Origin of the sequence: Aliiruegeria lutimaris (genome assembly GCF_900099935.1) — a bacterium.
Taxonomy (GTDB): domain Bacteria; phylum Pseudomonadota; class Alphaproteobacteria; order Rhodobacterales; family Rhodobacteraceae; genus Tropicimonas; species Tropicimonas lutimaris.
In genome coordinates, this window is sequence record NZ_FNEK01000110.1 from 1 (window position 1) to 11,727 (window position 11,727).

General features: G+C 57.8%; 7 protein-coding genes. 4 read left to right on the top strand and 3 right to left on the bottom strand.

The features are described 5' to 3' along the window. The first annotated feature begins 165 nt into the window (after window positions 1–165). From BLR85_RS26200 to BLR85_RS26210, 3 genes are all read left to right on the top strand, one after another. Window positions 166–1,488 carry an OmpP1/FadL family transporter gene (locus tag BLR85_RS26200; RefSeq protein ID WP_093151191.1) on the top strand — a complete coding sequence of 441 codons (1,323 nt, stop codon included), beginning with the start codon at window positions 166–168 and terminating at the stop codon, window positions 1,486–1,488. Window positions 1,489–2,152: 664 nt separating this feature from the next. Continuing rightward, entirely contained in the window at window positions 2,153–3,283 is a 1,131-nt protein-coding gene (locus BLR85_RS26205) for a tyrosine-type recombinase/integrase (protein WP_093164368.1), read from the top strand. A 72-nt stretch (window positions 3,284–3,355) separates the two neighbouring features. Then, on the top strand, window positions 3,356–3,553 hold the full coding sequence (locus tag BLR85_RS26210; protein WP_093164370.1) for a helix-turn-helix transcriptional regulator: 198 nt from the start codon (window positions 3,356–3,358) through the stop codon (window positions 3,551–3,553). 252 nt (window positions 3,554–3,805) lie between these two features. On the opposite strand, the gene BLR85_RS26215 is transcribed toward BLR85_RS26210, so the two are convergent. From BLR85_RS26215 to BLR85_RS26225, 3 genes are read right to left on the bottom strand one after another with little or no spacing between them, the layout of a single operon-like run. Next, window positions 3,806–5,740, bottom strand: coding sequence for a caspase family protein (locus BLR85_RS26215; protein ID WP_244520882.1), 1,935 nt, complete (start codon window positions 5,738–5,740; stop codon window positions 3,806–3,808). A 26-nt stretch (window positions 5,741–5,766) separates the two neighbouring features. After that, on the bottom strand, window positions 5,767–9,477 hold the full coding sequence (locus BLR85_RS26220) for a two-partner secretion domain-containing protein (RefSeq protein WP_244520883.1): 3,711 nt from the start codon (window positions 9,475–9,477) through the stop codon (window positions 5,767–5,769). Further along, window positions 9,422–11,149 (bottom strand): ShlB/FhaC/HecB family hemolysin secretion/activation protein, encoded by a 1,728-nt coding sequence (locus BLR85_RS26225; protein ID WP_093164374.1) that lies wholly within the window; start codon window positions 11,147–11,149, stop codon window positions 9,422–9,424. The genes BLR85_RS26220 and BLR85_RS26225 overlap by 56 nt, the downstream gene beginning before the upstream one ends. Before the next feature lie 360 nt (window positions 11,150–11,509). Between BLR85_RS26225 and BLR85_RS26230 the strand changes: the two genes are divergently transcribed. Next, window positions 11,510–11,727 (top strand): helix-turn-helix domain-containing protein (locus BLR85_RS26230; RefSeq protein WP_139188563.1); only part of this gene is annotated, 218 nt, incomplete at its 3' end.

The window sequence follows — 11,727 nt, forward strand, 5'->3', positions numbered from 1 at the left end:
CCCACCCGGCGAAGAAATTTCCGTTCGGGTCACGTTTTTGTGACGGAATCAGATAAAACATGCAGGCATTCAAATGTACGAAAACGGTGCGCAGAACGGTGCGGACAGCTTCCAACAAGTTCGCGATCGATCTCCACCGTGTCACGGATCTGGAGGAAACGCACCATGACAAAATCCGTTCGGAATCAGCGTGCCATCGCAGGCATGGCAGGGCTGGTTCTTCTCGGAGCCGCCGCAGGCCCCGCGCAGGCAACCAACGGCTATTTCGCCAACGGCTATGGCGCAGCCTCCAAGGGGATGGCAGGTGCAGGGGTTGCAGTACCGTCCGGCGTTCTCAGCCTCGCCCAGAACCCGGCCGCCGGGAACAAGATCGGCAACTCTGCCGGCTTCTGCATCACCACCTTCGCCCCCAGCCGGAGCATCGACATCGATTCGACCGACAGCTACGGCGGCATGCAGGCGTTGGTCCCCGGCAAGCATACCAGCGAAAACGACTACTTCTTCATTCCCTGCGGTGGCGCCAACTGGCGCCTGAACGAGCGCATGTCGCTCGGGTTCGTCGTTTACGGAAACGGCGGCATGAACACCGAGTACGACACCAACATCTTCGACAGCAGCCTGCTGCAATTCAATGGTTCACCCGCCGGGTTCTCATCCTCGCCGCTTGGCGTGAACCTCGAACAGGTCTTCATCGGCCTGAACGTGAGCTACCAGGTGAATGAACAACTCTCGCTCGGTTTCGCGCCGATCTATGCCGTGCAGCGCTTCTCCGCCACCGGGCTGGAACTCTTCCAGAGCATGTCCAGCGATCCCGCCAACGTGACGAATAACGACGATTCCTGGTCCCGCGGTTGGGGCTTCAATGTCGGCCTGCTCTACGAGCCCAACGAGGAATGGGATATCGGCATCTCCTATCGCTCACGCATCTGGATGAGTGAGTTCGACAGGTATTCGGGGCTCTTCGCGGAACAGGGCGATTTCGACATCCCCGCGACGCTCCTGATCGGCGCCGCCTACACACCCGCCGCAGACCCGCGCTTCACTTTCACCGCGGAATATCAGCGGATCTACTACAGCCAGATCAAGGCCATCGCCAATGGCGGCTCGGTGATCGACCCGACCGACGCGCGCCTCGGCGAGGATGACGGCCCCGGATTCGGCTGGAAGGACATGGATATCTTCCGCGTCGGCGCCATCTATCGCCACGACGAGAAATGGACCTTCCGCGGTGGCGTGAGCTACGCCTCCCAGTTCATCGACGACGAGGAAGTCCTGTTCAACACCCTCGCACCGGCGACGATCCAGTGGCACGCCTCCGTGGGCGCCACCTACGCGGTCAACGACAACTGGAAGATCCACGGCGCATACACCCACGCCTTCAGCAACTCCGTCTCCGGCCGCAACGAGACCATCCCGTTCAACGAGCAGGACATCGAACTGCAGATGTCCCAGAACGAATTCGTCCTCGGCGCCAGCTACAGTTGGTAAGTTGAACGCGCCAGGGAAACCTGGCGCGCAAAGGGTGAGGGGGCCGGAAAGCGTCATCCGGCAAGATTGTCCGGTCCCCAATTCCACGACCAGAAAAGTGTTCCGAAAGCGTCGGACAACCCACCTGGCGGGCAGTCTGACCGTCCCGTCATTTGAAGATCGCCGCGTAGCGAGGGGAGAAAAACTTCGTTCATGATTTCGACCATCCGGGTCGGGAAATTGGACTTGCCCCGAAAAAGTGGAGAGCACCAACTGCGGAACCAGGAGGTGTTCTATGGGAAACAAGATTGACCGGCGAGGCGGACGCTATCGCTGCCGCCAGCCCTCAAGCATCCGTTCTTCGTCCGACTTGAACGAGGCCGTCAGCAAGACCTACGCGGCTGAGTAGACGCCTCCGACCTGCAAATCGGAGTCGAAATGAGGGCACTTGTCCCCCAAGTGTCCCCAATCCACGGAACAAAAAACCAAAGGGCTCAGGCGTTTCCGCCTAAGCCCTTGATTCGAATGGTGAGCCGTACAGGATTCGAACCTGTGACCCACTGATTAAAAGTGTGAAGTTTAAAGATCTCATTGCTGAACATAGCGAAATTTTATTGTTTCTTTTTCATGATATTACGGTGTATGAGGCGAACATGCAAACCCATTCAAAACCCCCAGAGACCCCGTGAAACGAGAGCCTAAGAAGAGCCTAACGGATCAACAGATCAAAAATCTGCGGTCGCCCGAACGGGGTCAGAAGACCTATTACGACAAGGCGCTCCCTGGTTTTGGTGTTAGGGTTTCCCAAGGCGGCACGAAGACCTTCGTGGTGGTCTACGGCCTGAATCGGCAACGTCGGTCGATCGGCCGCTACCCGGAGATGTCGCTCGCCGAAGCTAGGGCGCGCGCCAAAGGCATTCAGTCCGAGTTCGCGCTGGAAAGCCCACTCGAACACGTCAGACCTGAGATCAGCTATCAGGATGCCCGACGCATGTTTCTCGAGGACAGCGAGACGCGCAACAAACCGCGCACGGTCGGAGAGTACCGTCGGCTCCTCCATCGCCACTTCGGATTCAACGGTCCTTTGGACGAAATCGATCGCCACGCCATCCTGCGCCGCCTCGACAAGCTGAAGGGGACACCGGCCGAACAACAGCACGCCTTCGTCGCCATCCGCACCCTGATGAACTGGTGCTGGAAGCGCGGTTATATCGAGGCGTCACCCGTGCCACCGCTGACGTTCAAACAACGGCCGCGGGATCGTGTCCTGTCAGACGATGAGCTGGTTTCAATATGGCGCCACGCCGGTGCCATTGGGTATCCTTTCGGCTCGATCGTCCAACTCCTCATTCTCACTGGGCAAAGACGAGGCGAGATCGTCAACCTTCGGCGCAGCTGGATAGGAAAGGACACAATCATCTTTCCGGCAGCGTTCGTGAAGAACAGCCGGGAGCACGCTCTGCCGCTCACTGAATCCGTGCGTCACATTGTCGATAAACTCCCAGAAACGGCAGATCTGTTGTTTCCGTCGCGGCTCTCGGATGCGAAACCCTTTGACGGGTTTTCGCGGGCCAAGCGCAACTTTGACCGCGACATCCAGGTTTCACCCTATACCCTGCATGATCTCAGGCGCACTTTCAGTTCAAACTTGGCGCGTTTGGGTACGCCAATCCATATCACGGAAAAACTGCTCAACCATATTTCAGGAACAGTCAGCGGCATCTCGGCCGTGTATAATCGGTACTCCTACCTCGACGAGATGCGTGCCGCCATGCAGCGGCATGACGACTTCTTGGCGGAGCTGACCATTGCGTGATAGCGTCGGCATCGCCTGGGTATCGTCGTAACCTGGGGCATCGCGATGCTCTTCAATCAAGGAGACATCGTGATGAGGATACTTTCAAAGCGCCAGCTCAAAGAGTTGGTCCTCTACTCGCCGCAACATGTCGCGCGGCTGGAAAAGGCCGGCCAATTCCCAAGGCGGGTACAGCTTGGCCCCAACAGAGTGGGATGGGTTGAGGACGAGGTACTGGACTGGCTTAAGAAGCGGTTGGAGTGCCGCGAAGAACCCGAACGACGCTCCTGACAAAGGAGCTGGGTGGCCAGGCGTGCACAGCCTGGTCACCCGATTTCGCCAACCCGAGCCGTGCGTGAGGCCCGTTGTTTTCGACTGGAACAGGTCGCTGGATCCTATCGAAAAGTGAAAATGGCGGCGAGAAAACCGGCCCCGTAGCGGCGGGATGGGACTGCTGCGAACTCCGCCGTCCTGTCTGGTCTGCCAATGCTCACCAACGACCGACGCTGTCACTTTTTCCTTGCTTTGACATCACCCAATCTCTCAGTTCGTAGATACAATTGATGCATCGAATCCACCGCTACGCCATCGTTGCAGCGCGGAGGTAAAATTCGGCCCCGGTTGACCGTCTATCGCCGACATATAGAGATCCGTCGCCTGCAACAGTAATTGGACCTCCTTGATGGTACCACGCGACCATTGATCAGAGCCGTTTGCCAGGCGCGAAACAATATCGCCGTCATCCTCTGCGGCGCCTAACAGCAGCATACGAGCAGCCGCTTTCTCGTTCCGGGGCACTCCCCTGCCCTCATCCAGCAGGATTGCAGCGGCAAGGTATCCCTGGTGTTCGCCGCCGCGCGCGGCTCTCTTGAAAAGCTCGAGCGCCTGTTCGGGGCGTCCAACCACGCCATCTTGTGCCAGCACACCGAGGTTGAAAGTCGCCTTGGCGGATCCGCTCTCAGCCGCCCGCGTCAGCAGCTCGATCCCGCGCGATTCGTCCTTGGGAACGATCTCACCTTCGAACAGGGTGACGGCCAGGTTGATCATTGCATCATGGCTTCCGCCTTCTGCTGCGCGTTCGTACAGCTTAAATGCCTCGTACATGTCCTTTTCAACGCCCAGCCCGTTTTCGTAGAGCTGCGCCAGGGAGACAATCGCCCGCAGGTCTCCGCGATTGGCCGCCTGCCGATAGAGAGCGACCGCTCGGTCCACATCGCCAGCAGCAATCGTTGCCCGCGCCAGCAGCGCTGTGTAATGCGTCAGGTCCGGCGACTGCACTGTTGCGGCACTGCAGGCCTGTATGGCCGCAATCGCATTTTGCTGAAGTCGGCTGAATGGAATCCCTGGATTGCTTGCCGTGCCGTCGCGCGGATGGGTTGCCAATCGTGCACAGATGCTGGCAGGCGTGCTGTTGTTCGGGTCGGGGATCGACTGTATCAAGCGCTGCGCCTGAGCCCGATGCGCACCTTCGGGGTACTTTTCAAGATAGTACTCGAGAAGGGGACGCAGACGGCTTCTTTGAGCCAAAGACCAGATACGTTCCGCCTGCGCATCGTAATCCCTCTCAGACAAGGTGCGGGTGGCGTTTTGATTTCCAGCTTCATCATCAAGAAATGCAACCACCTCGCGCACATGCGCCCCCTCCGGGTACCGGTCCATGTAAAGTTCCATCAGTTCGGGCTCTTTAGACCTGGCAGCGACCTGCCAAAGCAACGTATCCTCTGAAGCTGTCGCGGGGCTCGTGTCAAAGCGAAACTGACGGGTCAGAGATGAGTTGTCCCACGGAATCTGCCGCCCTCCCGTAGCGGAAAGGACATCCTTGCGGACCGCAATCATCAGGTCGGATATATCCTGCCCCGGGGTATAGATATGATTGAGCAAAGCCTCGGTAAAAAAGCTGTTTCGTCCTGATCCGTCATAGGCCACATTGTCCGGCTGGGTTGCATAGGCAAAGAGGAAATCCGCGTCGCTTCCCACCCGGGCAAGGCCGTCGTCTCCGAGTTCGATTACGTCGGCGCCAAACGGATTGTCGCGACAGGCATCCAGGATCACGATGCGAATACCCTCCGAGCGCTGCATCTCACCCACGATTTCGTTCAAGGCAATGGTCTGCCGAGTGATATCCTCTGCCGAAGCAATTTCTGCATCGACCGGCACCAGAAAATTCTGGCCATCCACCTGGAAGCCGTGCCCGGCGTAGAAAAGCAACGAAACATCCGCCCTCTCGGCGGCGGCGCCGAACTCACTGGCAAGCGATAACGTGCTGTCCAGTGAAAGATCGGTGCCGAGAAAGACATCAAAGCCAAGCCCTTCGAGCGCTATGGCGAGGTCGGAGGCATCGTTGATTGGGTTGTCCAATGCTTTGACCGACTCGTAGTCGGAATTGCCGATCACCAGCGCCACGCGTGTTTCGGCCAAAACCAAGCAAGTACTTGCCAGCATCAGAATCGACGCCGCGGCAAGTCGGAAAAAAAGCAAGATCAGACTCCGAGATGTAGTTTCGGTTACAGGCCGATCGCGCGAGACAAGCTGATTTCAGCTTCTCCGACGGCCGATGCTATCCGTTCTACCTGTTGCTTCTGTATGCTGGCAAGTTCCGGATCCGACGCTCTAATCAATGTGATCTCCTTGCGGATCTCACGTTGCGTATCCTGCAAAATTCCGCGCGCCTGGTCTGCGGCCGAACGACGGATCGCGGCGCGCTGCTCGACGGTCGTCGCTAGCGAAAGCTGCCGCTGCGCATCTTCGCCGACGTGCCGGATACCTGCACTCGCGCCCCGTATTATGTCTCCAACCGATTCCAATCCGGGCGGAAGACCCTCGATGATCTTGTCCAGATCGGCCGCGTAGTCATCCATCGCATCAGCAAGACAGGCCAGGTACTGGCTCACATCCTCTCCACGCGACGCACAGCTTGAGAGCTGTTCCTCGAAGTCGTCGGATCTCGTATCGATTGTGTCCAATGACCTCAGGGCCGTTGACCGTGAAAGGACCGAGGTTCCTCCGCCTTCAAACGTAGTGTCTACGGTCGGCGTGATTTCGATACTTGGCAGGGGAGGCGCCTGGATGACATCCGAACCTGCCGGAATTTCAACAGGTGGATTTACTGGAGGGTTCACTGGTGGATTTACTGGAGGGTTCACTGGGGGCACCGCTGGATCTGCGGTGACTTCGGCAGACCCTGGCAGGGCGACCACGTTGTAGACCTGCCCTCCCGCACTGGTCAGGTCGCCCGTGTCCACCGTGAAAGTCGTCGTGCCAACAGACGTATTCCCGAAATCGAGTGTCTGAAAAATCGGCGATGTATCGAGCGCATCGGACGCCGGACCAAAACGATAAAGTGAAGGACCGCCGAAGACATCTCCCGTCGTTGTCGCCGTTGGAACATCGCTTTCCTGAACGGTTACATCGTTTGGAATTGCGAAGACAACCGGGCTGGTCGTGTAATTGGCAGGATTGGCGCCGATGCTGCCCGGTGCCCAGACAGTTGCGAAATTCCAGCCTTGCGCCGAGGCCAGGTCGTAGAAACCTTGCGTGTCCTGCAACTGGGCCGTTGTGAGGGGGGCGCCGCCATCACTAGCGCCCTGACCAGAACTCTGCGTGTCCCAGAACGAGGCCGAAACGGTACCGGCGTTTACAGCAACCAGGCCGCCATATGTCACTGTACCGAAGCCGGAATATTCCATTGATCCAGTGGAGAAGGTCCTGGAGATCGTCGCCCCGCTATCGTTGAAGCCCACCAATCCACCCAGATACGCGGTGTTGAAGTTATCGTTCGTAAGGGTGACGGAAACGTCAGACGTTGAATAAGAATCCAGAATTGTACCTTGGTTGTTTCCTACCAAACCGCCAACATAGTAACCGTCTGCGTCGTCCTCGACCGTTACCGTGCCACTGCTGTTGGAACGTTCGATTGTTCCGGAATTTCGACCGGCCAGCCCGCCGGCCTCTACCATGTTACTCTCGACTGTCGTTGCATACACGTCAGCGGTGGAAAAACTGTCCGTGATCGTGCCGCCATTCGAGCCGACCAACCCGCCCCCGACACCTTCCACTGTGGTAAGGGTGCCCGAGGTCATGACGCCGATAACCGTGCCGTCATTGGCACCGGCGAGAATTCCGCCGAACGCGGTCGTCACGTCTGCATTTGTTATACTGAGATCGATCACCGTTCCGGTCAGAAGACCGAACAACCCGCCGAAACCGTAGATGTCGATGAAGAGTCCGTCGATGGCATGACGGTTTCCATACAACGTTCCGGAGAAATCGATAGGTTCAAACCCTTCAACGAAAGAACCGCCGTTCCCCCAGCCCGTGGTGACGGAGGCATCGATGTCGTTTGCCAATACATAGCTCAGATCGCTGAGGCTTGGCCCGCCAATCCCTTGCAGTCCATACACGTCGGTGAGTTGATATGGGTTCGCATCTGTCCCGTCGCCGCCCAGTGCGCGCAGGAAGTCCGCATCGGAATCAACCTCGAAATCGGCTGCGAAGAAGTTGGGAAGAACCGCCGAAATCTGTTGCCAGAAGCCAGAAACAAGCGAGAAATACGCGACATTCACGCTCGCATTCGCCGTTATGAGCCCAACAAGACCGTTGGACAGGCCGACAGCGTTCAGGATCAACCCTCCATTGGGAGCATTGATCACGCCGTTGATGGTGATGACGTTGTCCGCGATCAGTTCCAGCGTGGTTGCCGCATTCCACGAGATATCCGCGTCTACGACAATGTTTCCAGCGTCGAAGAAATCCGGGTCAGAGGTCGTCAGCGTGACATTGCTCATCTCCAGATTGGACATGAGCGTGGCGACTTCGATATCCCCGGGCCGTCCGGTCAATGTGTCGACAATATAAAGGTTGATCGGATCGAGAAGGAGTGTACCCCAAGAGCCATTCGGCGCGCGCGTGTCTGTCGTGCCGGTATAGTGTAGTGTTTGTTTCCCCGACACCTCGACCAGACCGCCATTCCCGGTATCGGCACCACCTCTTGCCGAGTTCTTTCCAGCGAATTCCGTGTAATCGTCAGACCAGATAACGATCAGCCCACCGTCGCCCTGGGCTCCGCCATCGGCCGTGATCACCGTGTCCGCGTCCACAATGGTCGTGCTGGCCGTCTGCAGGTCGCCGCTGCCCTGGTAATCTCCGCCGACCCGGATTTCGCCGCCACTGCCCTCACCGACACCGCTGGCATCAAGTGTCGCGCCCGCGAGCGTGATGTCGTCACCGGTGATGGTGATTGTACCGCCATTACTCGGGCGCGCCTCGGGCCGAGGCGAAGCCATGACCGGCTCTGCGCGTGCGGATGTGTCGATCCGGCCGCTCACGACGACGCTTCCTCCGTATCCACCAAGAACAACCGCACCGGATACGCCGCCAACCGTTCGCGCCTCGATGATGCCCGACATGTTCACCACCTGACGCGCCGCATCGCGGGCGCTCGCTCCCAGCAATTGCACCATACCACCGTCTGCCGAGATGCGGCCGGAATTGGCGACAAGCGCCTCCATGGTTTTGTCGTCGCTGTCGGAAGGTACGGCAACCTGCATGAACCCGTCGCCCGAGACATCCAGCGTTACCAGTTCACCGGCCCCCAGCCCAACCTTTCCGAGCGGTACCTGGATCAGTCCCGAATTGGAAACCTGCCCGCCAATCAATGCAGCGTAGCTTCCCGGCCTGCTGATGATTTTTCCTGCGTTCTCTACACTGTTGGAGTTGCCATCGCCCTGATAACGAAAGACACCGCTCAGGAAGTCGTCGTTCGAAATATCAAGTGTCGATGCAACAAACCCACCGGTGCTGATCGCGCCCGACGGACCGATATAGATGCCATTGGGGTTGATCAGATGCACTTGGCCGTTGGCGTTTATTTGGCCGTAGATATCGCTGGTGGCAGAACCGGTCACGCGGTTGAGTATCGCGCTGTCGGACGAGGGTTGATAGAAATCGAGCGTCGATCCTGCGCCGACATCGAACGTGTTCCAGTTCACGATCGCCGCATCCGATCCCTGGTTTACGGTCATATGGTTCCGGCTCGGTTGCGCAATGGTCGCATTCCCTGCCACCACAGACCCGCCGGTCGGCAAGTTCTGCGCGAGTGCGGTACCGGCCAGCAGCATCGCCGTCAGGGAGCTGAATGCCCGTAGCTGTAGGGATGCGCGCCTAGAAACGACGATTGGCGACAATCGTGAAACGGTTTCTGTCCGAACCGAAATCATCTCGCTCACCCTTTCCATATTCGAGCCTAAGCGACCCAGACCGAAATGCAGAACTTTCCAATGTGAACAAATCAGCACCGATTCCATAAGAATAGGCCGTTGTCCTTCTTTGCTCCAAGACGGTTGGTTCCTCGAGCCCAAGAACACCGTAGGCCCCGAACGCGTAAGGCTTGCCAACCACAGGGAAACCGAAGATGTCGAATTTTTTCGAACGCCCGACTTCCGACCGCACGACCCATCCATAGTCGCCGCGCAGATCACCGGCATCGAACGCGGAGAGTTCATTTGTCTGGGCAATGCTGAACTGTTCCGAATTCACGAGGGCATCGCCGAAATTGCTCTGCGCCCTTCCGCTCAACAAGAAGGACCAGTTCGACGCAAACGGGCGCTCATATCTGGCACCGACCACCAGCTTGCTGAACTCGGCGTTTGCACCTTGGCGCGAAAGCGGTGTGTCGTCAGCATCGATATCCGTGTCCGCGCCAAATGCGTCCAGCCCCTGGGAGAAGACCGCACTCGCTTCCAGGTAGCTGCGATTGTCGAATGCCCATTTGCCGTCGATGGTTGCCCGAAGAACGCTCAGATCGTCGTCGTAGATCGGAAATTCGGTCGAACCGGCAACCAGATCCTGTGAATCGCTTACCCTGTCGAGGATGAGTTGCGAAGACAGGTTGAAATGGCGCGAACGTATCCACGGATAATAAAGCCTGAACGACAGCCGCTCGAACTTGCTTTTGTTCGGGAAGAGATCGTCCTCCGGCTTTGCCTTGCTCGACGTCGCCTCGAAATTGAAAGTCGGCCCGTCATAACCGATGGGAAAGACGGCCCCTGCAGACAGGACCTGATAGGTCGGGTCTTCCGAGAAATAGTCTGATGGGGTGCCGCCAGCGCGGAAGTAGAAAGTCTCGCCAAGCTCAAGCGCTCCGTTGACTTCCACACCGAAGCTTAGGTTCAGAGTTCCAAGCTCGTCCGACAAGGTATTGTCGAGCCCGAAATAGCCCGTGACCTCTTGGAATTCCCCGTCAAGGGTTAATACCGTACTTCCGGTGGAGCCGCCCGCTGACAATGTCGACGCCAGCCGCACACCGAACGTGTCCCCGGCCAGCAGGAGCGCCCTTTCGATTTCATTCAACTGAACACCGCGTTCATTGATCAGCGGTTGGGTGATGGCGACAGCCCGACCCCGCGCGGGCGCCGGAACGCGGGATGCGTCGACGCTCTCGATAAAGCCGTCGATCACGACGATACGCAACGTTCCCCCGTCACGAATTGTCTGCTGTGGCAGCACCACCCTGCTCAAAACATATCCTGCATTTGCATAGGCGTTTTCGAGCGCGCTGGTTGCGGCAAAGATCTCCGAAACGGCGATACGTTTGCCACTGAGCTTCTCGGAAAATGCCGTGTTCGCGGTGGCCATCTCTGGCAGACCACCCTCGATCCGGACGTCTCCAATCGCAACAAAGAGCTTGTCCGCGCCCTGTGGAACAGGCGCGCCCGGATCGCGCGCAACAGATACCGGCCCCACTCCGGTCTGGCTCTCCGGCTGAAATGTTGAAGGAGCAAGATTGGATGCGGCTTGAGAATGTGCCAGTCCTGAATTCAGAAGGCAAATTGAAACTGCGCTACCGAAGCTCAAAGTTGCTTTGGATATCAACGCGCGGTATCGCATCATTATAGATCCCTATGGCGTTAGACTTGACCGTCATTTTCGAGGAAACTGAGACCATCCAAAGCCATGCGGCGTGCTCTGATCAAGTATGCATTTTGTTTTGACGGATTTTAACGGAGCAGTGCGGACTTCTTCCCACGCGGTGGCATTGTTGCGCAAATGGGCCGAGGGATTAACGTCAAGAATCCAGCGTGTTAGTTGGCGGCAAGAGCAGGCCGGCGAAGATGACGAACAAGATCACCAACTGGCGTCCCTATAACCGTCAAAATGGAATCTAGAGCGTGTCGCGGCCTATCTGATTCAGGCTTCCCAGATTGGTTGTGATGTGATTCCCTTCTGTTGAGGCAGATATAGGGGTCTCAGATGGGCAAACCACATCCAATAGAGCTACGCGAGCGCGTCGTCGCTTTTGTCGATGAAGGTCACGGGCACCGCGAGGCGGCGCGGCACTTCCGGGTTTCGCCGAGATTTGTGAACGATCTGATCAAGCTGCGGCGGGAAACCGGATCACTGACACCACGACCGCAAGGTAACGGAGGTGGTCACCGCAAACTGGCCGGCGTGACCGGCTGGATTGAGGC

Coding starts and splice junctions, on each gene's coding strand:
- BLR85_RS26220 (WP_244520883.1), bottom strand. CDS start 9,477: ATGATTTCGGTTCGGACAGAAACCGTTTCACGATTGTCGCCAATCGTC.
- BLR85_RS26200 (WP_093151191.1), top strand. CDS start 166: ATGACAAAATCCGTTCGGAATCAGCGTGCCATCGCAGGCATGGCAGGG.
- BLR85_RS26210 (WP_093164370.1), top strand. CDS start 3,356: ATGAGGATACTTTCAAAGCGCCAGCTCAAAGAGTTGGTCCTCTACTCG.
- BLR85_RS26225 (WP_093164374.1), bottom strand. CDS start 11,149: ATGATGCGATACCGCGCGTTGATATCCAAAGCAACTTTGAGCTTCGGT.